The 25,399-nt window shown below is 69.4% G+C and carries 19 protein-coding genes; 14 read left to right on the top strand and 5 right to left on the bottom strand.

Annotation, left to right across the window (positions count from 1 at the left end; translation table 11 throughout):
• The 11 genes from ACWEN0_RS32875 (at position 1) to ACWEN0_RS32825 (ending at position 10,752) form a co-directional block, all read left to right on the top strand.
• A complete protein-coding gene (locus ACWEN0_RS32875; RefSeq protein ID WP_003060266.1) occupies positions 1 to 837 on the top strand; it encodes an MlaE family ABC transporter permease in 837 nt (278 codons plus the stop codon).
• Positions 834 to 2,159, top strand: coding sequence for an MCE family protein (locus ACWEN0_RS32870; protein WP_451982427.1), 1,326 nt, complete (start codon positions 834 to 836; stop codon positions 2,157 to 2,159). The genes ACWEN0_RS32875 and ACWEN0_RS32870 overlap by 4 nt, the downstream gene beginning before the upstream one ends.
• Positions 2,156 to 3,184, top strand: a complete 1,029-nt coding sequence (locus tag ACWEN0_RS32865; RefSeq protein ID WP_451982424.1) for an MCE family protein — start codon at positions 2,156 to 2,158, stop codon at positions 3,182 to 3,184. The genes ACWEN0_RS32870 and ACWEN0_RS32865 overlap by 4 nt, the downstream gene beginning before the upstream one ends.
• The gene (locus tag ACWEN0_RS32860; RefSeq protein ID WP_451982421.1) at positions 3,181 to 4,167 is read left to right on the top strand and encodes an MCE family protein; all 987 of its coding nucleotides are present in this window, start codon (positions 3,181 to 3,183) and stop codon (positions 4,165 to 4,167) included. The genes ACWEN0_RS32865 and ACWEN0_RS32860 overlap by 4 nt, the downstream gene beginning before the upstream one ends.
• Entirely contained in the window at positions 4,164 to 5,351 is a 1,188-nt protein-coding gene (locus tag ACWEN0_RS32855) for an MCE family protein (RefSeq protein ID WP_451982418.1), read from the top strand. Before ACWEN0_RS32860 ends, ACWEN0_RS32855 begins: the two co-directional genes overlap by 4 nt.
• Positions 5,348 to 6,526, top strand: a complete 1,179-nt coding sequence (locus ACWEN0_RS32850) for an MCE family protein (RefSeq protein ID WP_451982415.1) — start codon at positions 5,348 to 5,350, stop codon at positions 6,524 to 6,526. Before ACWEN0_RS32855 ends, ACWEN0_RS32850 begins: the two co-directional genes overlap by 4 nt.
• Entirely contained in the window at positions 6,526 to 7,791 is a 1,266-nt protein-coding gene (locus ACWEN0_RS32845) for an MCE family protein (RefSeq protein WP_451982412.1), read from the top strand. Before ACWEN0_RS32850 ends, ACWEN0_RS32845 begins: the two co-directional genes overlap by 1 nt.
• Before the next feature lie 36 nt (positions 7,792 to 7,827).
• Entirely contained in the window at positions 7,828 to 8,415 is a 588-nt protein-coding gene (locus ACWEN0_RS32840) for a hypothetical protein (protein ID WP_451982409.1), read from the top strand.
• An 85-nt stretch (positions 8,416 to 8,500) separates the two neighbouring features.
• Entirely contained in the window at positions 8,501 to 9,460 is a 960-nt protein-coding gene (locus tag ACWEN0_RS32835) for a hypothetical protein (protein ID WP_451982927.1), read from the top strand.
• 56 nt (positions 9,461 to 9,516) lie between these two features.
• A complete protein-coding gene (locus tag ACWEN0_RS32830) occupies positions 9,517 to 9,906 on the top strand; it encodes a PPOX class F420-dependent oxidoreductase (protein ID WP_451982406.1) in 390 nt (129 codons plus the stop codon).
• 3 nt (positions 9,907 to 9,909) lie between these two features.
• Positions 9,910 to 10,752 (top strand): ADP-ribosylglycohydrolase family protein, encoded by an 843-nt coding sequence (locus ACWEN0_RS32825; protein ID WP_451982403.1) that lies wholly within the window; start codon positions 9,910 to 9,912, stop codon positions 10,750 to 10,752.
• Here ACWEN0_RS32825 and ACWEN0_RS32820 read toward each other — a convergent pair.
• The 4 genes from ACWEN0_RS32820 to ACWEN0_RS32805 are packed head-to-tail and all read right to left on the bottom strand — an operon-like array spanning position 10,732 to position 14,600.
• Complete coding sequence (locus tag ACWEN0_RS32820; protein WP_451982400.1) at positions 10,732 to 11,703, bottom strand: hypothetical protein; 972 nt, start codon at positions 11,701 to 11,703, stop codon at positions 10,732 to 10,734. The two genes, ACWEN0_RS32825 and ACWEN0_RS32820, sit on opposite strands and share 21 nt — an antisense overlap.
• 1 nt (position 11,704) lies before the next feature.
• Entirely contained in the window at positions 11,705 to 13,627 is a 1,923-nt protein-coding gene (locus ACWEN0_RS32815) for a WXG100 family type VII secretion target (protein WP_451982398.1), read from the bottom strand.
• On the bottom strand, positions 13,627 to 14,220 hold the full coding sequence (locus tag ACWEN0_RS32810) for a hypothetical protein (RefSeq protein ID WP_451982395.1): 594 nt from the start codon (positions 14,218 to 14,220) through the stop codon (positions 13,627 to 13,629). The genes ACWEN0_RS32815 and ACWEN0_RS32810 overlap by 1 nt, the downstream gene beginning before the upstream one ends.
• Entirely contained in the window at positions 14,220 to 14,600 is a 381-nt protein-coding gene (locus tag ACWEN0_RS32805) for an SseB family protein (protein ID WP_451982393.1), read from the bottom strand. Before ACWEN0_RS32805 ends, ACWEN0_RS32810 begins: the two co-directional genes overlap by 1 nt.
• Before the next feature lie 641 nt (positions 14,601 to 15,241).
• On the opposite strand from ACWEN0_RS32805, the gene rpoB reads away from it, so the two are divergent.
• From rpoB to ACWEN0_RS32790, 3 genes are all read left to right on the top strand, one after another.
• Positions 15,242 to 18,745 (top strand): DNA-directed RNA polymerase subunit beta, encoded by a 3,504-nt coding sequence (gene rpoB, locus ACWEN0_RS32800; RefSeq protein ID WP_451982391.1) that lies wholly within the window; start codon positions 15,242 to 15,244, stop codon positions 18,743 to 18,745.
• A gap of 90 nt (positions 18,746 to 18,835) precedes the next feature.
• Complete coding sequence (locus ACWEN0_RS32795; protein ID WP_451982388.1) at positions 18,836 to 22,747, top strand: DNA-directed RNA polymerase subunit beta'; 3,912 nt, start codon at positions 18,836 to 18,838, stop codon at positions 22,745 to 22,747.
• 165 nt (positions 22,748 to 22,912) lie between these two features.
• The gene (locus tag ACWEN0_RS32790) at positions 22,913 to 24,643 is read left to right on the top strand and encodes a hypothetical protein (RefSeq protein ID WP_451982385.1); all 1,731 of its coding nucleotides are present in this window, start codon (positions 22,913 to 22,915) and stop codon (positions 24,641 to 24,643) included.
• 162 nt (positions 24,644 to 24,805) lie between these two features.
• Here the strand turns inward: ACWEN0_RS32790 and ACWEN0_RS32785 are convergent, their stop codons facing one another.
• Positions 24,806 to 25,306 carry an Lrp/AsnC family transcriptional regulator gene (locus ACWEN0_RS32785; RefSeq protein ID WP_451982382.1) on the bottom strand — a complete coding sequence of 167 codons (501 nt, stop codon included), beginning with the start codon at positions 25,304 to 25,306 and terminating at the stop codon, positions 24,806 to 24,808.
• Positions 25,307 to 25,399 lie beyond the last annotated feature (93 nt).

Below are 25,399 nucleotides of genomic sequence, written 5' to 3'. Positions count from 1 at the left end.
ATGACGTTCCTCCAGGGCGCGAAACGCGTCGCCAACCGTCCTCTCCAGACACTGGACACCCTCGGTGACCAGATGTCGTTCTACGGCCGGGCGCTGCTGTGGACGCCGCGGACGCTGCGCCGCTACACCAAAGAGGTCCTCCGGCTGCTGGCCGAGGTGAGCTTCGGGTCCGGCTCGCTCGCGGTCATCGGCGGCACGGTCGGCGTGATGGTCGGCCTGACGCTGTTCACCGGTGTTCTCGTCGGCCTCCAGGGCTACTCGGCGCTGAACTCGATCGGGACGTCGGCCTTCACCGGCTTCCTGACGGCGTTCTTCAACACGCGTGAGATCGCCCCGCTGGTCGCCGGGCTCGCGCTGAGCGCGACCGTCGGCGCCGGGTTCACCGCGCAGCTCGGCGCGATGCGGATCTCTGAGGAGATCGACGCGCTCGAAGTCATGGGCGTGCCGAGCCTGCCGTACCTGGTGACGACGCGGATCATCGCCGGGTTCGTCGCGGTCATCCCGCTCTACATCATCGGCCTGCTGAGCTCGTACCTCGCGTCACGGCTGGTCGTCATCTACATCTACAACCAGTCGGCCGGTACCTACGACCACTACTTCGACCTGTTCTTACCACCGCAGGACGTGCTGTATTCGTTCATCAAGGTGCTGCTCTTCAGCGTCCTGATCATCCTGTCGCACTGCTACTTCGGTTACCGCGCGACCGGCGGCCCGGCCGGCGTCGGCGTCGCGGTCGGCAAGGCCGTGCGCCTGTCCATCGTCACGGTGTCGATCATGAACTTCTTCATCGGGTTCGCCATCTGGGGAACCGACGTCACGGTAAGGATCGCGGGATGAGGACGCTCCGACGCAGGCTGCTCGGCCTGCTGCTCATCGCCGTGATGGTCGGCGGGGTGGCGCTGTCCATCGCGCTCTACGACAAGGCGTTCACGCCGGTCGTCACGGTCAAGCTGCAGGCCGACAAGATCGGCAACCAGCTGATCAAGCAGTCCGACGTCAAGGTGCGCGGGCTGATCGTCGGCTCGGTCCAGGACATCACCGCCACCGCGGACGGCGCGGAGCTGACGCTCGCGCTGACCCCCGCGTCGGCCAAGCTGATCCCGGAGAACGTCTCGGCGCGGTTCCTGCCCAAGACGCTCTTCGGCGAGCGGTACGTCTCGCTGGAGATCCCGAAGGACCCCTCGGCGAAGACGCTGGCCAGCGGCGACGTCATCCCGCAGGACCGGACGTCGAGCGCGGTCGAGCTGGAGCAGGCCTTCGCGCACCTGATGCCGGTGCTGCAGGCCGTCCAGCCGCAGAAGCTGTCGGCGACGCTCACCGCGATCTCCACCGCGCTGCAGGGCCGCGGCGACCAGCTCGGCGACACGCTCACGCAGCTGGGCACCTACATCGGCGAGCTGAACCCGCACGAGCCTGAGCTCCAGCACAACCTCAAGGCGCTCGCGGAGTTCTCGGACCACCTGAAGGACGCCACGCCGGACCTGGTGCAGAGCCTCGACAACCTGAGCACGACGACCCGGACCGTGGTCGACGAGCGGCAGAACCTGTCGGACCTCTACGGCAGCCTGACGACGGCGTCGGTCGACCTGCAGACCTTCCTGCAGAACAACAAGGACAACATCATCTCCCTCGTCGACACCGCCCGGCCGACGGCCGAGCTGCTGGCGAAGTACGCGCCGGAGTACCCCTGCGTGATCTCCCAGATGGCCCAGAACGTGCCGCTGATCGACCAGGCGCTCGGCAAGGGCACCAACCAGCCGGGCCTGCACGCGACGATCGAGATCATCGTGCCGCGCGCGCCCTACAAGGCGGGCAAGGAAGAGCCGCGGTTCGAGGACAAGCGCGGTCCGCGCTGCTACGACATGAAGAACATCCCGAAGCCGTTCCCGTCCGAGCCGCCGGACGGCGCGTTCAAGGACGGCACGCAGCACCAGGCCGCGCCGAAGACCGTCGGCGAGGGCCTCAACCCGGCCAACTTCAAGCAGGACGCGGCCGGCGGCAACGGCGGCGGCGGTGACCTGGCGTACTCGACCGCGGAGCAGGGCTTCCTGGCCGACCTCCTCGGCCCGCAGCTGGGCATGAACGCCACCGACGTCCCGGGCTGGAGCTCGCTGCTCGTCGGTCCGCTCTACCGCGGGGCGGAGGTGACGGTGAAGTGAGGGGCCTGCTCGCGCCGCTGATCAAGCTCGGCATCTTCGTGGTGGTCACCGTGGTGCTCACGACGATCCTCGGGATCAGCATCGCCAACATCAACACCACCAGCACCAACGCCTACAAGGCGCGCTTCACCGACGCGACCCTGCTGCTGCCCAACGACGACGTCCGCATCGCCGGCGTCCGGGTCGGGCAGGTCAAGGACGTCAAGATCGTCGACAAGCGCCAGGCCGAGGTCGAGTTCGAGGTCGACGCCGGGCGGCAGCTGCCGGCCGGGGTGACCGCGCAGATCAAGTTCCGGAACCTGGTCGGACAGCGCTACGTCTCGCTCGGCGAGGGCGACGACTCCTCCGGGAAGACGCTCAGCCCCGGCGGCACGATCCCACTGGACCGGACCACGCCGGCGCTCGACCTGACCGAGCTGTTCAACGGCTTCAAGCCGCTGTTCACCGCGCTCAACCCGGACGACGTCAACAAGCTGTCCTACGAGGTCATCCAGGTCCTGCAGGGCGAGGGCGGCACCGTCGAGAGCCTGCTTTCGCACACCGCGTCGCTGGCCACCACGATCGCCAACAAGGACCAGGTCATCGGCGAGGTCATCGACAACCTCAACTCGGTGCTCGACACGGTCAACGCGCACACGCCGCAGCTGAACGACCTGATCGTCAAGCTGCAGCAGCTGACGTCCGGGCTGGCCGCCGACCGCAAGCCGATCGGCGACGCCATCGAGAGCCTCGGCAACCTCGCCCAGACGACGTCCGGCCTGCTGAGCGACGTCCGGGAGCCGCTGAAGAACGACATCAGCGCCCTCGGCACCCTCACGAACCAGCTCAACAAGAACGAGCCGGAGCTGGAGCACTTCATCCAGTTCCTGCCCACGAAGGTGAGCACGCTGACCCGCACCGCGGACTACGGCTCCTGGTTCAACTTCTACGCCTGCGAGTTCACTGGGACGGTCAGCTTGCCGCCATTGATCCCTGCGACGGACCTGCCCCTGCTGCCGGCGAACCGGGAGAGGTGCAAGGGATGAAGTCGTTCCAGAAGCGCAACCCGGTGCCGATCGCGCTGGTCGGCATCGCCGTGCTGGCGCTCGGCTTCATCGCCGCGCTGAACTCCGACGACCTGCCGGTGATCGGCGGCGGCACGACCTACTCCGCCGAGTTCAGCGAGGCTTCCGGGCTGCAGAAGGACAACGACGTCCGGGTCGCCGGCGTCAAGGTCGGCAAGGTCAGCGACATCGAGCTCGACGGCGCGTCGGTGAAGGTCTCCTTCAAGGTCAAGGACGCCTGGCTGGGCGACCGCACCAGCGCCGCGATCAAGATCAAGACGCTGCTCGGGCAGAAGTACCTGTCGCTCGACCCGCAGGGGGAGGGCGCGCTCAGCCCGGGCACGGCGATCCCGCGGGACCGCACGATGGCCCCCTACGACGTGCTCGACGCGTTCCGCGGGCTGTCGCAGACGGTCGACAACATCGACACCAAGCAGCTGGCGCAGAGCTTCGACACCATCTCGCAGACCTTCGCCAACACGCCGCAGGACGTGAAGGGCGCGCTGTCGGGGCTCTCGAAGCTGTCGGACACGATCGCCTCGCGCGACCAGCAGCTGTCCAACCTGCTGGCCAACACCCGCGAGGTGTCGCAGACCCTGGTCGACCGCGACGCCGAGGTGCAGAAGCTTCTCACCGACGGCAACAAGCTGCTCGACGAGCTGTCGAAGCGCGAAGACGCGATCACGTCGCTGCTCAACGGCTCCCGTGAGCTCGCGACGCAGCTGCAGGGCCTGATCGACGACAACGACAAGCAGCTCGACCCGGTGCTCACCTCGCTGGACCAGCTGACCTCGATGCTGCAGCGCAACCAGGACTCCCTGGCCGAGGGCATCAAGAAGTTCGCGCCGTTCATCCGGGTCTTCACCAACACCATCGGCAACGGCCGCTGGTTCGACAACTACATCTGCGGCCTGCTGCTCCCGTCGATGGGCCCGCTCAACGAAGAGGGGTGCTACACGAAATGAGTGACACCCGCTTCGGATCGGCCCTGACCAGGGGCTTCACCATCGCGATCGTCCTGGCGCTCGTCGTCGCCGGCGGGATCTGGTGGACCCTGAAGGACGCCGGCCGCAACCACCTGACCGCGTACTTCGCCGGCGCCGTCGGCCTGTACGAGGGCAACAGCGTGCGGATGCTCGGCGTCGACATGGGCACGGTCACCAAGATCACCCCCATGGGCAACCAGGTGAAGGTCGAGTTCGAGTACGACCGCAAGGTCGCCGTCCCGGCCGACGCCAAGGCACTCATCGTGGCGCCGTCGCTCGTCTCCGACCGGTACGTGCAGCTCGCCCCGGCCTACACCGGCGGCCCGCGGATCTCCGACGGCGCGGTCATCGGCCTCGACCGCACCGAGGTGCCCCTCGAGGTCGACCAGCTGGCGTCCAGTCTGGCCCGGGTCAGCGAGACCCTCGGCCCGAACGGCGCCAACAAGAACGGGTCGCTGTCGAACCTGCTGAACACCGCGGCGGCGAACGTCGACGGCAACGGCCAGGCCCTGCACGACACGATCACCAAGCTCGGCCAGGCGGCCGGCACCCTCGCGGGCAACAAGGACGACCTGTTCTCCACCGTCGAGAACCTCGGGAAGTTCTCGCAGACGCTGGCCGACTCCGACAAGTCCGTGCGCAGCTTCGAGAGCCAGCTCGCCGACGTCAGCGGCTACCTGGCGTCCGAGAAGGACAACCTGGCCGCGACCGTGCAGCAGCTCGGCACCACGCTCACCGCGGTGCAGTCGTTCATCGACCAGAACCACGACCGGCTCAAGTCCAATGTGGACAAACTGGCCGGGGTCACCAAGGTCCTCGTCGACCAGCGCAGCTCGCTGGCCGAGATCCTCGACGTCGCCCCGGTCGGCCTGAGCAACCTGGTCAACACGTACAACGGCTCGTCCGGCACGCTCGACGCCCGGCCGAACCTCAACGAGCTGACCCAGCCGCCGCTGGTGATGATCTGCCGGCTGCTCAAGCAGGCCGGCAAGGGCATCCCGGACGTGCTCGGCAGCGCCTGCGAGGGCATCGCCGGCGTGGTCGACGGGCTGGTCCCGCTGCCGTCCGTGGCGCAGACCGTCCAGGCGCTGCAGTCGGGCAAGCTGCCGCCCCTGCCCTTGCCCCTCGCCGGGCAGCTCTACAGCTCGGGAGGTGGCCAGTGAGGAAGCTCCTGACCGTCGGGGCGCTGGTCACGGTGTCGGCGCTGACGCTGTCCGGCTGCGCCTTCAACGGCATCTACGACCTGCCGCTGCCCGGTGGCGCCGACCTCGGCGACCACCCGTACACGGTGAACGTCGAGTTCCGGGACGTGCTCGACCTGACCCCGCAGGCCGGGGTGAAGGTCAACGAGGTGCCGGTCGGCCGGGTCGAGAACGTCGGCCTCACCAAGGACGGCTGGCACGCGCTGGTGACGCTCAAGGTCAACGGTGACGTCAAGCTGCCGGCCAACGCGCTCGCCAACGTCAAGCAGTCGAGCCTGCTCGGCGAGAAGTACGTCGAGCTGGCCTCGCCCGGCGAAGACCAGGCCCAGGGCAAGCTCGCCGACAACGCGACGATCCCGCTGGCCAGGACGAACCGCAGCGTCGAGGTCGAAGAGCTGCTCGGCGCGCTGTCGCTGCTGCTCAACGGCGGCGGGGTCGACCAGCTCAACACCATCACCAAGGAGCTCAACAACGCCACGTCCGGCCGCGAGCCGGACATCAAGGCGCTGCTGGACAACGCGAACCAGCTGGTGACGAACCTCGACCAGCAGTCGCGCAACATCACCCGCGCGCTCGACGGCCTGAACCGGCTCTCCACGACGCTCAACGACCAGAAGGACAAGCTGGTCGGCGCGGTCGACAACCTCGGGCCCGGGCTCGGCGTCCTGGAGCAGCAGCGCGGCCAGCTGGTCACGATGCTGCAGGCGCTGGACAACCTCTCCGGCGTCGCCACCGACACGGTGAACCGGTCGCAGAAGGACCTCGTCGCGGACCTGAAGGCGCTGACGCCGACGCTGCAGAAGCTCGGCGAAGCGGGCAACGACCTGCCGAAGGCGCTGGAGATCCTGCTGACGTTCCCGTTCAGCGACCAGGCCGTCAACGGCGTCAAGGGCGACTACTTCAACCTGTTCGCCAAGGTGGACCTGAACCTGAAGACCGTCGTCGAGAACCTCGGCAACAGCAGGCAGAACATCCTGTCCGGTCAGCTGCCGCTCGCCGGCCTGACCGGCGGGACCGAGGGCGCGTCGGGCAACCCGCCGCTGCCGATCCCCGGTGAGAGCGGCCAGCCGCAGTCCGGGCAGTCGAAGCCGGGGCTCGGCAACCTCTTCGGGCTCCTGTCGGGAGGGGCCGGCTGATGTTGGTGCGCAAGACGAGGTTCCAGCTGATCGCGTTCGCGGTCATTTCGATCGTCGCGATCGTGTACGCGCTGATCCGGTTCGCCGGGCTGGGCACGGTGTTCGGCAACGACGGCTACACGGTGAAACTGCAGCTCAACGAGTCGGGCGGCATCTTCACCAACGCCGAGGTCACCTACCGCGGCTACAACATCGGCCGGGTCGGCGAGCTGCGGCTCACCCAGACCGGGCTCGAGGCGGACCTCAACATCGACCCGTCGGCGCCGCAGGTGCCCGCGGACCTCGACGCCGTCGTCGCCAACCGGTCGGCGGTCGGCGAGCAGTACGTCGACCTCAAGCCGAAGGCCGACAAGGGCCCGTACCTGGCGGCCGGCTCGGTCATCCCGGCGGCGAAGACGACCACCCCGGTCAGCACCGACCGGCTGATCGGCGACCTCGACACGCTGGCCGCGTCGGTCCCGGTCGACTCGCTGCGCACGGTCGTCGACCAGTCCTACGACGCCTTCCGCGGCACCGGCGGCGACCTGCAGAAGCTCCTGGACACCGCGCGCAGCTTCACCACGACCGCGCAGCAGTACCTGCCGCAGACCATCCAGCTGCTCGACCAGGGCGGCAAGGTGCTGGACACGCAGAACGACGAGGCGGCGAACTTCGCGTCGTTCAGTAAGAGCCTCAACCAGCTCACCGGCACCCTGAAGAACTCCGACGGCGACCTGCGCAAGCTCATCGGCATCACGCCGCAGGTGGCCGCCCAGGTCAGCCAGGTGCTCAAGGAGTCCGGACCGGGCCTCGGCGCGCTGACGGCGAACCTGCTCACCACGGCCAACCTGACCGTGACCCGCCTCGACGGCATCGAGCAGGGCCTGGTCACCTACCCGGCGCTGGCCGGCGCGGCCAGCAGTGTCGCGCCCGGCGACGGCACCGCGCACCTCGGGCTGGTGCTCAACCTGTTCAACCCGCCGTCCTGCACCAAGGGCTACCTGCCGTACTCGCAGTACCGCACCGGCAACGACCTCTCGGCGAAGCCGGCGAAGGAAGACGCGTACTGTGCCGAGCCGAAGGGCAGCCCGATCAACGTGCGCGGGTCGCAGAACGCGCCGTACGGCGGGGTGCCGGTCGCGCCTTCGCAGAGCGACGTCGACGCGAACGCGAACCGGCCGGCGGAGGAGCTCGCCGAGGAGCGCGACACGCGGGGCGTGCCGGGCATCGTCGGCAGCCCCGGCGTCAGCCTGAACAGCCTGGGCTCGCTGCTCGGCCTCGCCTGACGTGGATTTGATGACCGTTACCTACCCTGGAGTGCTATGAGTTCGGACGAGCCGGCCGCCGTCGCGGTGGACGAGGCCGAGGAGCCGGCCCCCGAGACGTCGCCGAAGGAGTCGTCCTCGCGGATCCTGGTGCTCGGCGCCGCGGCGCTGGCCCTGGCCGCGCTGATCGCGGCGGCGATCTTCGGCGTCCAGTGGTGGGTGGCCGCGAACGACGACAACGCCGACCTGGCGGCGTCGCGCGAAGCCGTGGTCAAGGCGGGCACCAATGCCCTGAAGGCCTACACCGAGGTCGACTACCAGGACCTGGACGGCTTCTTCACCCGGCAGAAGTCCGTGTCGGACGACAAGATGTCGCAGCAGATCGACCAGTCGGCACCGACGTTCCGCAAGGCGCTCGCCGACGCCAAGACGAAGGTCACCACGGACGTCCAGGACATCGCCGTCGAGGAGCTCGACGACCACGAAGGCAAGGCCAGCTTCCTCGCCGCCATCGCCACCACCGTCACCCAGGGGGACAAGAGCAGCGCGAAGCCGCTGCGCCTCGAAGTGTCGATGACCCGCGTGGGCAACGACTGGAAGCTGTCCGGCATCGACAGCGTCCCGCTCGTCGCTGCCGGTCAGTAGCGCCACCTGTAAGGAGCTTGTAGTGCCCCCCTCCCGCCGCCAGCCGCCACGCAGCAGCAGCACGCCGCCGTCGCGCCGGCCCCGCGTGGCCGGCCTGCGCAAGCCCGCGTCGGACGAGTCCGCCGCCGAGCGGACCGGCCAGCTCCCCGCGGTGCCCGCCGAGACCAAGAAGCCCCGGCCGCGCCCGGCGCCGCGCCCCGCGCCGCGGCCCGCCGAGCCGTTCGAGCCGGCCAAGGGCCGGATCGACGGCGACGCCGTGTCCTCGGCCGAGGACACCGCGGTGTTCGCGGCCGTCTCGACCGAAGAGGAAGACCCGAAGGTCGACGCCCTCACCGGCGAGCCCGCCGAGGACGAAGCCCCGGCCCGGCCGGCGCCGCGGCGGAAGAAGCGCGACACCGGCATCGCGAAGCCGACCGACGTCGCCGAGGCCGAGGCGGCCGCTTCCGAGGACGAAGAGCCCGCGAAGCCGAAGACTTCGCTCACCCAGCGGCCGTATGTGGTCGCGGGCGCGCTGGTGCTCGTCGCGCTGGTCCTGGGCGGGCTGGCGTTCTGGTTCAAGTCCGAAGAGGTCCAGGTCTCCTCGGCGACCAGCAACACCGCGCTGCTCGACGTCGCGAAGACCGCCCAGGTCAAGGACGCCGTCTCGAAGGCGGCCGAGTCGCTGTTCTCCTACGACTTCAACAACATCAAGAAGACCGAGGACGCGGCGAACGACCTGCTCGCCAACGACGACGTCAAGAACAAGTACAACTCGCTGATGGGCGAGGTGAAGCGGCTCGCCCCGCAGCAGAAGATGGTCGTCACCTGCAAGGTGACCCGGGCCGCGGTGATCATGCTCAACGGCGACCTGGCGAAGGTGATGGTCTTCGTCGACCAGACCTCGACCCGCACGGACACGAAGAAGACGACCGCGGGAACGGCCCAGCTCCACCTGAACGCCCAGCTCCAGGGCGACAAGTGGAAGATCACCGACATGGACACCTACAACGCCCCGAAGGTCCCGGCGGCGAGCCAGGCGCCGGCGTCCCCGTCCCCGTCGAAGTAGTGGTCCCCCTCGGTAAGGTCGTCTGGCAGAACGTGACGACCTCGAGGGGGAAACCGATGAGCGTCATCCCGGACAGCCACCGCGACCTGCTGGAGCGGCCGCTGTACGCCCACCTGGCCACGGTCCGGCCCGACGGCCGGCCGCAGGTCAACCCGATGTGGTTCGCGTGGGACGGCGAGCGCGTCCGCTTCACGAACACCACGCTCCGGCAGAAGTACAAGAACGTGACCGCCCACCCGGAGGTCGCGTTCTCGGTCAACGACCCGGACCAGCCCTACCGGTACCTGGAGGTCCGCGGCGTCGTCGAGCTCATCGACGACGACTCGAAGGGCGAGTTCTTCGGTGAGCTGGCCGCGCGCTACGGCCTCGAACTGGACGGCCCGCCCGGGGACGTCGAGCACCGCGTGGTCTACGTCGTGAAGCCGACGTCGATCAGCAAGCAGTAGCCGGTGGGAGCCGAACAGGCCGCGATGTCCCTGGCCGGGCTCGCGGCCGGGGACGCGTTCGGGGCCCAGATCCTGCTGCCGGGCGACCACCCGGACGTCGTCGGCCGCCGGCTGCCGATCCCGCCGTGGCGCTGGACGGACGACACCGAGACGGCCTGCTCGATCGTCGCGGTCCTGAGGAGCCACGGTTTCGTCGACCAGGACGCGCTGGCCCGCTCGTTCGCCGAGCACATGGACCCCGCCCGCGGCTACGGCCCGGGCGCGGAGTGGCGCCTGAACCGGATCCGCCGCGGCGAGCCGTGGCAGGAGGTCGCGGAGGCCGGCGGCCGCGCCTCCTGGGGCAACGGCGGCGCGATGCGCGTGGCACCGCTGGGCGCGTGGTTCTGCGACAACCTGCCGCAGGCGTTGCGCCAGGCCGAGCTGTCGGCGGAGATCACCCACGCCCACTTCGAGGGGGTCGCGGGCGCGGTGGCCGTCGCGGCGGCGGCCGCGGTGCGGGCGGCGGCACCGGAGGCGGACCTGCTGCCGTCGGTGATCCCCCTGGTCCCACCGGGCCGCGTCCGCGACGGCCTCACGGCGGCCCTGAAGGTCTCTGACGCCGCCGAAGCGGCGGAAGTCCTGGGAACCGGCCGCGAGATGGCCGCACACGACACGGTGCCCCTGGCCCTGTGGATCGCGGCGGCGTTCGAAGGGAGTTTCGCCGACGCGCTGTGGACGACGGCCCAGCTGGCAGAGGACGTGGACACGGTAGGAGCCATCGTGGGCGGCGTGCTGGCGGCGGGCGGGACGCTGCCCCCGGAAGAGTGGGTGGCGGCGTGTGAGCCGTTACCGGAGTGGCTCGGCTGACCGGACGATCGACGGCAACCCGGGGGCATCGATCCGCTCCTCGACGAGGTGGACGCTGGTGGGCGTGACCCGGTAGACCAGCGACCAGCCGCCGGCCCGGCTCGAGTTCGACACCGTCAGCTCGGTCCCGTGGAGCTCGATGGCGATGCCGCCGTGCTGGCCCGGCACCGGGAACCACAGCTTCGGGTCGGCCAGTTCGAGGATCGGTGCCAGCTGGGGGAGCCGGAGCTGCTGCCGTGCCACGAAATCGGCGTACCGGTTGCCGCGGACGACCATGGTCAGGTGTTCTTCGAGGCCGCGGAGGACGTCGTCGGCCAGTGGATGCCGGACGACCGGCTGCAAAATGCCGGACAGGTGCTGGTGCCCGCGGTGCTGCGCGATGGCCGACGGGGTCTGCCCGGCGGCGGTGCGCAGGAGCCGCCACGCGCCGAGCTCGACCAGCCGCTGGGCCACTTCGACGGGAGCTCCGTGCCAGGCTGCCTGGTGCAGCGGGGCGAAGCCCTCGGTGCCGCCGAGGCGGACGCGGTTGACGTACCGGGTGTCCAGCACCGCGAACAGGTGCTGCCAATTGCCGTTGCGAGCCGCGTCGGCGATCTGGTCGCGGTGAGCGGCCTCCTGCGGGGAGCAGGTCGTCCGCTGCGTCACGCCGTCCCACTCGTGATCCTCGGCCCGCGGCGGCGGAGCGGGAGCGGACGGCTGGGGTTCGGTCACGGGGTGCAGGCCGTCGCCCTCGCGGTACCCGGGCGCGAAGTTGTCGCCTTCGCGCGGCTTCGCGACGAGCCCCTTGCGCCGCATTTCCGCCAGCCGGGCTTCGGTCCGCAGCCGCTTTTCCCGCAGTTCGGGGGACAGGCTGCTGGCCGGCATGTGGTACTTGCGGACCAGCTCGATCACCTCGTCGCTCAGCCCCCGGGCTCGCAGCGTCTCCTCGGTGTCTCCTGGTTCGAACGGCATTTCAGCGCCCCATGTCCTTGAGCCGGAACTTCCACGTGTTGCTCGCCTCGTCGAGTTGCCGGTCGAGCACTTCGAAGCGGCTGCCCGGCGGGAACAGCACCTCCTGTTGGCCGACCGACGGGTCCTTGAGCCACGAGATGTCGCGTCCGGTCGTCGACTCGATGGTCATCTGCACGTTGCCGCTGTACGCCACCGCCGCGTCCGAACTGGTGAACGCTGGTTCCTGCACCACGGTGCCGACCCGGTAGCGGTCGAGGAACGTGGTCATGTCGCCGATTTCGATGCCGCGGTGGACCTCGCCCACGTACGGATCCAGCTTGTTCAGCCCCGACACCATCTCGCGGATCTCCGGATCCATCCTGCCCAGTGCCGCGCTGTCGCCCTGCCACAGGGCCTGGTTGAGGTCCTGGTGCGCCATGCCCGTGTAGTGGTCGAGCGCCCGGATCTCCTCGTTCGCGAGCCCGACGTCCGGGGCCCGGTCCAGCTGTTCCTGCAGCAGCCGCTGGTTCTCCGGGCCGAACTTGTCGGTGAACGCGTCGTGGTCCGCCTGCGTCGTGTGGTGGCCCGGGTCCTGGTAGTCCGCCGGGTCGTGCGGCTGCGGTGGCCCGGCGTCCCGCGGGCTCTCGACCAGCTCCGACCGGTCGAACGCGGCTTCGTGCGGGTTCTCCGTCGACCACCCGGGCGGCGTCGCCGGGTCCTTCTCCGGCGGCGTGAAGTCGTGGCCGGCCGGGCCGAAGTCCGCCGGAACCGGCTCGGGCTCCGGCACCGGAGCCGGTCGTTCCACCACTCCCGCCTCGCGGCCGGCGGCGGCCTCGGCCGTCCGCCCGACGCTCGCCACCTCTTCGCCCGCCGAGGCGACGCGCTCGCCCGCCGCCCCCGCGCCGTCCGAAGCCACCGCCATCGCCACGTTCGGGACCAGCTTGCCCATCGCCTCGAACGGGTCGCTGCCCCAGCCGTCGCCCACCATGCCCTGGACCACGTCCAGCGGGTGGTTCACCGTGTGCAGCAGCCCGGCCGCCGTGCCCGACAGACCCGCGACGTACTCCGCCGGGTGCGTGACGTTGTACGGGTCCAGCGGGTTCAGCGACCGGCCGAACTTGAGGACGTCACCCGCGCCCTTGACCATCCCGCCGTAGAAGTGGACGAGCCCGTCGCCGCCCTCCTGGAGCAGGTCGCCACCCTCGGCCAGCAGCCGGTCGGTGAACCGCGGCTCCGCGGGTGCCTTCGCCGTCGCCGCCTCCACCGCCGCCTTGGCGCGGTCGCCCTCGGCGTTCCGGCGGGTGCGGGCGTCCGAAAGCAGCTGCCGGGCCCTTGCCGCACCCGCGGCACCAGGGTCGGTGAAGGGGCCGCTCTGCGGCGCGGCGTCGTACGCGGTCCGGGCCTGTTCCGACTGCCGGCGGGCCGCCGCGTAGAGGCGGGCGGCCTCCGCGGCCTGGCCCTGCGCCCACTGCACGACATCGGCGAAGGCGGTCAAAGCCCCCGAAGCTCGCGTGCACGCCTCCGCGGCGTCGGACCACTGCGCTGGATGTTGGCGGTATTGAGCGCGGAACTTGTCGGCGGCGTCTCCGGTCCAGTGGGCCGTGTCGATCCGGTTCAGCCCGTCGGCGGTCTTGCCGAACGCCCCGCCGAACTTCGCCAGGTGGCCGGCCGCGGTCCGCAGCGCGCCGGCGTCGCCGTGGACGAGCTGCTTCGGGTCGTCCGACTGCCCCAGCTGTGCTTCGCCGACCTGAGCGCCGAGCGCGTCCGCGACGCTGTCACCGAAGCCGTCGACGGCCTCGGCCGCCGAATGCAGCCCCACCGCGTCCAGGCCGTCGCCGACGACGTGCGCCGCCTGATTCGCCACCTTGCCCAGCCCGCGGCCGACCGTCTCCACGGCGTCCTCGGCCCGGTCCTCGATCTCGTCGAGGAACTCCCAGACGCCCATCAGCCCGCCTCCGGCGCCGGGCCGAACACCCGGTCCTCGGTGGCGGCGAACTCCTCGCCCGCGCCGGCCAGCCCGGCCGCCGTCTTGCCCAGCCCCAGCGGGCCCTCGGCGAGGTCGCGGCCCTCCGCCCGCCACTGCGCGGCCATCTGCTGCCCGGCCTTGTCCCACGAGCCCGCGCTGTAGTCGGGGCGCGCGCCGGCCGCGAGCTGCTGCCAGGACTGCTGCTCGGTCTGCTCGTCGCTCTGGTGCGGGTTGCTGCCGAAGTCGACGGCGACGTCCTTGAGCAGGCCGACCGCGTACTGCTCCATGTCGTGGTAGCGGCCGGCGGCGAGGCCGAGCCGCGCGGCGACCTGGTTGCCGTCCTGGACCAGCGTCCGGACGCCCCACTCCCAGCGTTCGCAGAACTGCCCGAACGCATCCTGCAGGCCCGCGTGCCCGACCTCGAGCCCGGACAGCTCCAGTTCGGAGAACCCGCGCCCGGCCTCGGCGCCTTCGGCGAAGCCGAGCGCCTTGAGCTCGGCGATCGCCTCTTGGATGCCCTGGGCGGTCTCCTGCAGCGCGGCCGGTTCGAGGCCGTACCCCTCGCCGGCCATCAGGCGTCCAGCGCGAGCTCGTCGGGCACGATCCCGCGCATCGGGGGCAGCAGCATCGGCCGGTCGCCGGCGACGTCCAGCGCGACGCCGACCGGCCGGTCCGCGCTCGCCGGTGCCACGGTCAGCAGCCGGCGGCCGAGGATCGTCACGTAGTCCTGCGCCGCGTCGCCGTCCCCGCCGCGGGCGAGCACCCACGCGGCCAGCTCGGCGGGCGAGGTGAAGGCGAAGACCCAGCGGATCCCGCCGGCGTCGGCCGCGGCCAGGCGGCCCCCGGGGGCCAGGGGAGCGAGGACCACGGTCGTGCGGAACGACTCGACCATCGCGCCGCCGGTGTCCGCGCCCGCTCGGACGCGCTCGATCAGGCGGGTCAGCTCGGACATGGCGACTACCCCTCGATCACAGTCGATCTCCCTCCGTGCACAGTAGCGGGTGACCGCCACGGCCGGGACCGGTTCGGACGGGACAGGAAGGTGTGACGCGTGCGTCAGGTGGGACGCGCCGGACGCGCCTTCGCCGTCACTGTGCGGTCGAGCCGTCAGGGTTCCCCGCGGAACCGGACGGGGGTCGAATGCCGTCCGCCGCGGTGAAGGTCTGGCACAAAGCCGCAGGTCGCGGCGCATTACTGGCGCTACTCGCCGGTAGCTGGAAGTATATTTGGCCGCTCACGCTCCGCTGACGTTCTCCCACGCTGCGCCAACCGGGCCGACCCCCGTGTGGCATCTTGACTCTCGGGCCCGGTGGGTTCACGCTTACTCCCGACGGCGAAACCGGCGGCCCTTGCGGGAGGGACAACCGGCTCGCCTGGAGGCATACCTGAAGACGTCGCGAGGCAGGCTGGGCCCCATCGGGAGCGCCCCCTGGACAGACCGCGCCGTTCGGGCTAGACTGCCTCTTTGCGCTGCCCTCTTTCAGGCTGCCCGGAGCCGGTAGTTAGGATAGTGGGCACACGGCACCCTTGACAGTCGCTGATAGCTGTTGCTATGGCGGCCGTCACCGCTCATTGTCCCCGGAAGGACGCATCTTGGCAGTCTCTCCCGCGAACCAGGCCACTGCTGCGACCACCTCGGCTGAATCTCGCTCGGAGTCCACGGGAATCCCCGGCGCGCCCAAGCGGGTTTCCTTCGCAAAGATTCGCGAACCCCTCAGCACCCCCAACCTGCTCGACGTCCAGATCCAGTCGTTCCAGTGGTTCACCGGGGACGAAGCGTGGTTCGAACGCCGTGTCGAAGAAGGAGAAGAGAACCCGATCGGCGGCCTCGAAGAGGTCCTGAACGAGATCTCCCCGATCGAGGACTTCTCCGGCTCGATGTCCCTGTCCTTCTCCGCTCCGCGCTTCGACGAGGTCAAGGCCTCGATCGAGGAGTGCAAGGACAAGGACATGACGTACGCCGCGCCGCTGTTCGTCACGGCCGAGTTCGTCAACAACAACACGGGCGAGATCAAGAGCCAGACGGTCTTCCTGGGCGACTTCCCGGTCATGACCGACAAGGGCACGTTCATCATCAACGGCACCGAGCGTGTCGTCGTGTCCCAGCTGGTCCGCTCGCCGGGTGTCTACTACTCGAAGGACGTCGACAAGACGACCGACAAGGACGTCTTCAGCGTCCGCGTGATCCCGAGCCGCGGTGCGTGGCTCGAGTTCGACGTCGACAAGCGCGACACCGTCGGCGTCCGCATCGACCGCAAGCGCCGCCAGCCGGTCACCGTGCTGCTGAAGGCACTGGGCTGGACCACCGAGGCGATCCGCGAGCGCTTCTCCTTCTCGGAGACGCTGCTGGCCACCCTCGAGAAGGACCACACCGCCGGCACCGACGAGGCGCTGCTCGACATCTACCGCAAGCTCCGCCCGGGCGAGCCGCCCACGAAGGAGAGCGCGCAGACCCTGCTGGAGAACCTGTTCTTCAAGGCGAAGCGCTACGACCTGGCGAAGGTCGGCCGGTACAAGGTCAACAAGAAGCTCGGCCTCGACACGCCGTACGACACCGGGACGCTGACCGAAGAGGACATCGTCACGACCATCGAGTACCTGGTCCGGCTGCACGCCGGCGAGGACAAGATGGACGCGCAGAACGGCACCGAGGTGCCGGTCGAGACCGACGACATCGACCACTTCGGCAACCGGCGCCTGCGCACGGTCGGCGAGCTGATCCAGAACCAGATCCGGGTCGGCCTCTCCCGCACCGAGCGCGTCGTGCGCGAGCGCATGACGACGCAGGACGTCGAGGCGATCACGCCGCAGACCCTGATCAACATCCGCCCGATCGGCGCGGCGATCAAGGAGTTCTTCGGCACCTCGCAGCTGTCGCAGTTCATGGACCAGAACAACCCGCTCTCGGGCCTGACGCACAAGCGTCGTCTCTCGGCCCTCGGCCCGGGCGGTCTGTCCCGTGAGCGCGCCGGCATGGAGGTCCGGGACGTCCACCCGTCGCACTACGGCCGGATGTGCCCGATCGAGACGCCGGAAGGCCCGAACATCGGCCTGATCGGCTCGCTCTGCTCGTACGCGCGGGTCAACCCGTTCGGCTTCATCGAGACGCCGTACCGCAAGGTCGTCGAGGGCCGGGTCACCGACCAGGTCGACTACCTGACCGCGGACGAAGAGGACCGGTACGTCAAGGCCCAGGCCAACGCGCCGATCTCCGACGACGGCACCTTCATCGAAGACCGCGTCATGGCCCGCCGCAAGGGTGGCGAGGTCGAGCTGATCGACCCGCTCGACATCGACTACATGGACGTCTCGCCGCGGCAGATGGTCTCGGTCGCGACGGCGATGATCCCGTTCCTCGAGCACGACGACGCCAACCGCGCCCTGATGGGTGCGAACATGCAGCGCCAGGCCGTGCCGCTGCTGCGCAACCAGGCCCCGTACGTGGGCACGGGTGTGGAGCTGCGCGCCGCGGTCGACGCCGGTGACGTGCTCGTCGCCGAGCAGGCCGGCATCGTCGAGGAGCTCTCGGCGGACCTGATCACGATCATGCACGACGACGGCACGCGGAAGAGCTACGGGCTGTACAAGTTCCGCCGCTCCAACCACGGCACCTGCTTCAACCACCGCCCGATCGTCAACGAGGGCGACCGGGTCGAGCAGGGTCAGGTCATCGCCGACGGCCCGTCCACCGAGAACGGTGAGATGGCGCTCGGCAAGAACCTGCTCGTCGCGGTCATGCCGTGGGAGGGCCACAACTACGAGGACGCGATCATCCTCTCCGAGCGCCTGGTGCAGGACGACGTCTTGACGTCGATCCACATCGAGGAGCACGAGATCGACGCCCGCGACACCAAGCTGGGCGCCGAGGAGATCACCCGGGACATCCCGAACGTCTCCGAGGAGGTCCTGGCCGACCTCGACGAGCGCGGCATCATCCGCATCGGTGCCGAGGTCCGCGACGGCGACATCCTGGTCGGCAAGGTCACGCCGAAGGGCGAGACCGAGCTGACCCCGGAGGAGCGCCTGCTCCGCGCGATCTTCGGCGAGAAGGCCCGCGAAGTCCGCGACACCTCGCTGAAGGTGCCGCACGGCGAGACCGGCAAGGTCATCGGCATCCGCGTGTTCTCGCGCGAGGACGACGACGAGCTGCCCCCGGGCGTCAACGAGCTGGTCCGCGTCTACGTGGCCCAGAAGCGCAAGATCCAGCCGGGCGACAAGCTCGCCGGCCGGCACGGCAACAAGGGTGTCATCGGCAAGATCCTGCCGGTCGAGGACATGCCGTTCATGGAGGACGGCACCCCGGTCGACATCATCCTGAACACCCACGGTGTGCCGCGACGGATGAACATCGGCCAGATCCTCGAGCTGCACCTGGGCTGGCTGGCCTCGCAGGGCTGGACGATCGAGGGCAACCCCGAGTGGGCGGCCAACCTGTCCGAGGAGCTCTACGACGTCGCGCCGAACACGAACACCGCCACCCCGGTGTTCGACGGCGCGAAGGAAGAGGAGCTCACCGGGCTGCTCGGGGCGACCAAGCCGAACCGCGACGGCGAGCGCATGGTCAAGGAGAACGGCAAGGCCACGCTGTTCGACGGCCGCTCCGGCGAGCCGTACCCGTACCCGGTGTCGGTCGGCTACATGTACATCCTGAAGCTGCACCACCTGGTCGACGACAAGATCCACGCCCGCTCCACCGGCCCGTACTCGATGATCACGCAGCAGCCGCTGGGTGGTAAGGCGCAGTTCGGTGGCCAGCGCTTCGGTGAGATGGAGTGCTGGGCGATGCAGGCGTACGGCGCTGCCTACACGCTGCAGGAGCTGCTGACGATCAAGTCGGACGACGTGGTCGGCCGCGTCAAGGTGTACGAAGCCATCGTCAAGGGGGAGAACATCCCCGAGCCGGGCATCCCGGAGTCGTTCAAGGTGCTCCTCAAGGAGCTCCAGTCGCTGTGCCTCAACGTCGAGGTGCTCTCCAGCGACGGCGCGGCGATCGAGATGCGCGACTCCGACGACGAGGACCTCGAGCGCGCCGCGGCCAACCTCGGCATCAACCTGTCCCGCAACGAGTCGCCCTCGGTGGACGACGTCGTGCACTGATCCGGTGTCGAGCGGGGACCTGCCTCCCGTGGGTCCCCGCTCCACCGCCGACCCCTCTTCTAGCCGATACAACCCCAAGGGGACTTAGACGTGCTGGACGTCAACTTCTTCGATGAGCTCCGCATTGGTCTCGCCACGGCCGACGACATCCGTCAGTGGTCGTACGGCGAGGTCAAGAAGCCGGAGACCATCAACTACCGGACGCTCAAGCCCGAGAAGGACGGCCTCTTCTGCGAGAAGATCTTCGGCCCGACCCGGGACTGGGAGTGCTACTGCGGCAAGTACAAGCGCGTCCGCTTCAAGGGCATCATCTGTGAGCGCTGCGGCGTCGAGGTGACCCGCGCCAAGGTGCGCCGTGAGCGGATGGGCCACATCGAGCTGGCCGCGCCGGTCACCCACATCTGGTACTTCAAGGGTGTCCCGTCCCGCCTGGGCTACCTGCTGGACCTGGCGCCCAAGGACCTCGAGAAGATCATCTACTTCGCTGCTTACGTCATCACGGGCGTGAACACGGAGCTGCGCCACAACGACCTGCCGACCCTCGAGAACGAGATCGGCGTCGAGCGCAAGAACCTCGAGACCAAGCGTGACGCGGACATCGAGGCCCGTGCGCAGAAGCTGGAAGCCGACCTGGCCGAGCTGGAGGCGGAGGGCGCCAAGTCCGACGTCCGCCGCAAGGTCAAGGAGGGCGGCGAGCGCGAGATGCGCCAGCTGCGTGACCGCGCCGGTCGCGAGCTGGACCGCCTCGAGGAGGTCTGGACGACCTTCACGAAGCTCGACACCCGCCAGCTGATCGCCGACGAGCTGCTCTACCGCGAGCTCGTCGACCGCTACGGCGAGTACTTCACCGGCGGCATGGGCGCGGAGGCCATCCAGAAGCTGGCCACCGAGTTCGACGTCGCCGCGGAGGCCGAGAGCCTGCGCGACACGATCCGCAACGGCAAGGGGCAGAAGAAGCTCCGCGCGTTGAAGCGGCTCAAGGTCGTCGCGGCGTTCCAGGCCACCGGCAACGACCCGCGCGGCATGGTGCTCGACGCCGTCCCGGTCATCCCGCCGGACCTGCGCCCGATGGTGCAGCTGGACGGTGGCCGCTTCGCGACCTCCGACCTGAACGACCTGTACCGCCGGGTGATCAACCGGAACAACCGCCTCAAGCGGCTGATCGACCTCGGCGCGCCCGAGATCATCGTCAACAACGAGAAGCGGATGCTGCAGGAGGCCGTCGACGCGCTGTTCGACAACGGCCGCCGCGGGCGTCCGGTCACCGGCCCGGGCAACCGGCCGCTGAAGTCGCTGTCCGACCTCCTCAAGGGCAAGCAGGGCCGGTTCCGCCAGAACCTGCTCGGCAAGCGCGTCGACTACTCGGGCCGTTCGGTCATCATCGTCGGCCCGCAGCTGAAGCTGCACCAGTGCGGTCTGCCGAAGGACATGGCGCTCGAGCTGTTCAAGCCGTTCGTCATGAAGCGGCTGGTCGACCTGAACCACGCGCAGAACATCAAGTCCGCCAAGCGGATGGTGGAGCGCTCGCGGCCGCAGGTGTGGGACGTGCTGGAAGAGGTCATCACCGGCCACCCGGTGATGCTGAACCGTGCGCCGACCCTGCACCGCCTCGGCATCCAGGCCTTCGAGCCGCAGCTGGTCGAGGGCAAGGCCATCCAGCTGCACCCGCTGGTCTGCGAGGCGTTCAACGCGGACTTCGACGGTGACCAGATGGCGGTGCACCTGCCGCTGTCGGCCGAGGCGCAGGCCGAGGCCCGGATCCTGATGCTGTCGGCGAACAACATCCTGTCGCCGGCGTCGGGCCGTCCGCTCGCCATGCCGCGACTGGACATGGTCACGGGTCTGTTCCACCTGACCCGTCTGAACGAGAAGGCCGAGGGCGCGGGCAACGCGTACTCGTCGCCGGCCGAGGCCATCATGGCCTTCGACCGCAAGGCGCTAGGCCTGCACGCCCCGATCAAGATCCGCGTCACCGACCGTCAGCCGGCGAAGGCCGACGAGGCGGCGCTCGCGGAAAAGGGCTGGGAGCCGGGCAAGGCGTGGCTGGCCGAGACGACCCTGGGCCGCGTGCTGTTCAACGACCTGCTGCCGGCGGACTACCCGTTCATCAACGAGCCGATGCCGAAGAAGCGGCAGGCCGCGATCGTCAACGACCTCGCGGAGCGGTACTCGATGACCCAGGTCGCGCAGACCCTGGACCGGCTGAAGGACGCCGGCTTCTACTGGGCGACCCGGTCGGGTGTCACCGTGGCGATCTCCGACGTCCTGGTGCCGGAAGGCAAGAAGGCCATCCTCGACGAGTACGAGGGCAAGGCCTCCCAGGTGGAGAAGCGCTATCAGCGTGGTCAGCTGTCGCACGCCGAGCGGAACAACGAGCTCGTCAAGGTGTGGACGCAGGCCACCGAAGAGGTCCACAAGATCATGGAGACGGCGCTGCCGGACGACAACCCGATCGCCATGATCGTGAAGTCGGGCGCGGCGGGCAACATGACGCAGGTCCGGTCGCTGGCCGGCATGCGTGGCCTGGTGTCCAACCCGAAGGGTGAGTACATCCCGCGTCCGATCAAGGCCAACTTCCGTGAGGGCCTGTCGGTGGCGGAGTACTTCATCGCGACGCACGGTGCCCGGAAGGGCCTGGCGGACACGGCGCTCCGGACCGCGGACTCGGGTTACCTGACCCGGCGTCTGGTGGACGTCTCGCAGGACGTCATCGTCCGCGAGATCGACTGCGGCACCACCCGCGGCATCATGATGCCGATCGGCGAGGACATCGGCGACGGCAAGGTCCTGCGCGACCAGCACGTCGAGACCTCCGTGTACGCGCGGAACCTCGCGACGGACGCGGTGGACGCCAAGGGCAACGTCGTGCTGAACGCGGGCGACGACATCGGCGACCCGGCCATCGAGAAGCTGCTCTCCAGCGGCATCTCGAAGGTCAAGGTCCGCTCGGTGCTGACCTGCGAGTCGGCCGTCGGCATCTGCGCGACCTGCTACGGCCGCTCGATGGCGACCGGTCAGCTCGTCGACGTCGGCGAGGCCGTGGGTATCGTCGCGGCCCAGTCGATCGGTGAGCCCGGTACGCAGCTGACGATGCGTACGTTCCACCAGGGTGGTGTCGCCGGTGACGACATCACGACCGGTCTGCCCCGTGTCCAGGAGCTCTTCGAAGCTCGGGTGCCGAAGGGCAAGGCGCCGATCGCCGACGTCGATGGCCGCGTGCGCATCGAGGAGAGCGAGCGGTTCTGGAAGATCACGCTGATCCCGGACGACGGCGGCGAAGAGATCGTCTTCGACAAGCTGTCCAAGCGTCAGCGGCTCGCGAACACCCCGAACGGCCCGCTGGGCGACGGCGACCACGTCAACGTCGGTCAGCAGCTGCTCGAGGGCACGCCGGACCCGCACGAGGTCCTGCGGGTCATGGGGCCGCGCGAGGCGCAGATGCACCTGACGGACGAGGTCCAGAAGGTGTACCGGGCGCAGGGCGTGTCGATCCACGACAAGCACATCGAGGTCATCGTGCGGCAGATGCTGCGCCGCGTGACGATCATCGACTCCGGTGCCACGGACTTCCTCCCGGGCGAGCTGCCCGAGCGGACCAAGTTCGAGGCGACGAACCGGGCCGCGGTCGCCGAGGGCGGCGAGCCGGCTTCGGGCCGTCCGGTGCTGATGGGTATCACGAAGGCGTCGCTGACCACGGACTCGTGGCTGTCGGCGGCCTCGTTCCAGGAGACCACGCGAGTCCTGACCGACGCGGCTATCAACGGCCGTTCGGACAAGCTCGTGGGCCTCAAGGAGAACGTGATCATCGGTAAGCTGATCCCGGCCGGTACGGGCATCAACAAGTACCGCAACATCCAGGTGCAGCCGACGGAAGAGGCCCGGGTCGCGGCGTACGCGATCCCGTCCTACGACGACGGCTACTACACCCCGGACGTGTTCGGTACGGGCACCGGTGCCGCGGTCCCGCTGGACGACTACGACTTCGGTCGCGACTTCCGCTGAGCCCGCAGTCCCGCTCAACGGGAAAGGCCCTCGCCGGGTTTCCGGCGGGGGCCTTTCCCGTTTCGCAAACGTCACCCTCGCCCCGGCGAAATTCGCTACAGTAACCCGGTTCACGCGGTTCGGGGGCTTTGCGCGTTTCCAACGGGTATTCAGGGGTGACTGTTCGTGAACAAATCCAGAAGCGCGAGACCCATCGTGCGTTGTTTCGCCGTGCTCGCGGCCGCGGCGTTGCTGACCGCCGGGTTCGCCGGCCCGGCCGGCGCGGAGGACGACCCGACGACGACCACCACGGCGCCGTCCACTTCGGAACCGGCCCCGCCGAGCAGCTCCGAGGCGCCGGCGTCCACCACGCCGAGTGCGTCGGAGAGCAAGCCCGCGGCGAAACCGCAGGACGAGCCGCCGCAGCGCGCCCAGGTCGACGTGTCGGTGTCCCTGGACAAGGACTCTTACCAGACCAATGAGGACATCCACTTCACCTTCACGGTGACGAACATCGGCTCGACCACGGCGAAGGGCCTGTGGGTTTCCCAGGACATCTTCGCGCCGACCGACCTGTACGTCCCCTACGAGCCGGGCTGGGGTCCGCTCACCAGCGGCACCCCGGGCCTCGACCTCGAGCCCGGCAAGTCCTTCGTGCTCAACGGCACGGGGAAGGTCAGGGACGTCAGCCAGGCTTCCACTGTCCTGAAGGGAGTCGTCTTCGACGCGACCCACTTCGGCGTCGGCACGTTCAGCGCGGACGCGAAGGTCGTCGCGGCGCCCGGCCACGCGGAAGGCGTCGTCTACGGCGACAAGAACGGCAACGGCGCACGTGACGCGGGCGAGGAACTGGCCGGTGTCAAGCTCACCCTGCGATACGTCAACGGCACCGGCACGTACACCGCCACCAGCGGCCCCGACGGGAAGATCACCTTCGACGTCCCGGGCGCGGAGTACTACGTCGGCGGCGAGGTGGCCGACGGCTGGCTGTTCCCGTTCCACACCGTCCGGATCGGCGCGGACACCCACCTGGACGTCCGCGGCGCACCGCCGCTCAACGGCGCGCTCAAGGCATCTATGGCCTTCACCCAGGACAGCTACAAGGTCGGCGACCTCGCGCACGTCACCGTGACGCTTACGAACTCGGGCGCCATCCCGCTCCGGGGTGTCGTGGCGGAGTGCAACCGGGTCGGGAGCGACTACGTCCTGCAGGGCTCCGGGCCCGGCTGGGGCGACCTGGTCTGGTCCCGCGGCGTGGATCTCGCCGCGGGCGAGACTCGCACGTTCGATGTCACCGACACGGTGCCGAAGGCCGCGTTCAACCGCGGTTTCGTCGCCGCGTCCTGTGACTTCGGGTATTACGAGGTCGACATCGACAACCACGCGCAGGCCGACGACCGGGCCGCCGTGCCGGGCGCCAAGGGCAGTGTCTCCGGGGACGTCACCCACGGGAAGAACGGGGGACTGGCCGGGGTGAAGGTGGTGCTGGTCTCCGACCTGCACTGCCCGGTCACCGGTGAGGCGACTACGGACGCGAAGGGGCACTTCGAGTTCCACGACGTGGCGCCCGGACCCGCGTACCGGCTGTACCTGCTGCCGCCGAAGGGCTGGAAGGTCACGTACGAGAACCCGACCGCCATCGACGTTTGGGGCGACTCGGTCAGCCGGGTCGGGATCGACGTCGCCGAAGGTGACGCGCCCCTTCCGACCGTGCCTGCTAACCCGGCCGACTGCACCGCCACCCCGCCGACCTCCACCACCGGTGCGGCCGGCGGCGCCGGTGGCGGCGAAACCGGCGGCAGCGGGCTGGCCAGCACCGGCGTCGAGGCTCTCGGCTTGGGCGCGCTCGCGCTGGTCGCCCTCGCGCTCGGCGGGGGCCTGGTGCTCACCGCCCGGCGACGCCGGAACGCGGCCTGACCGAACCGAACAGCGCCCCCGGTCCACTGTGGGCCGGGGGCGCTTTGCTGTTCAGGGCAGGCAGTGCGTGACCGGGAAGTCGAAGTACGTGTCCGGCGGCCTGCCGCGTCAGGATGCAGGTCGGCACCGGACGAACAGCCGCCTTCCGGGCAGCCCTTCGGGTTACGACCAGCCTTCGGGCTTCGACGCGCGGAGGAAGTCGTCGGACGGCGGGCGCACCGGCCGGCCTTCGTACTGCGTCGACAGCACTACCGACGATCGCAGTTCGCCGTGCTTGCCGAGCCGTTCCAGCAGGCCCTCGAAGTGTTCGAGCGACGCCGCCCGGATCTTCAGCATCGTGCAGTGGTCGCCGGACAGGCGGTGGATCTCGACGACTTCCGGGTAGTCCTCGGACTTCGACGTCTTCAGCAGGCAGCTGCTCAGCGCGCAGCGCATTTCGACGAACGCCTGCAGCGGCTGACCCGCGCGCCGCGCGTCGACCTGCGCTCGGTAGCCGGTGATCACGCCGGTCTCCTCCAGCCGCCGCACCCGCTCGGCGACCGCCGGCGCCGACAGGTTGATCCGCCGGCCGAGCTCCTTGAACGACAGCCTCCCGTCGGCCTGCAGCAGGTCCAGCAGCCGCCAGTCGACGTCGTCCAGGGCCTTTTCCGAACGAAAGGTCATGGCGCCCATCTTCCTTCCGAAGCGCGGCCGAGGCGACCGAAATGCCGTTCGCCGGCCCTTCGAAGCGCGGCGCGAAATCCCTAACGTTGCTGG

The sequence above is a fragment of the Amycolatopsis sp. NPDC004378 genome (assembly GCF_053602455.1).
The sequence above is the reverse complement of the archived record's forward strand: the minus strand, read 5'-3'. Positions and strand labels throughout refer to the sequence as shown.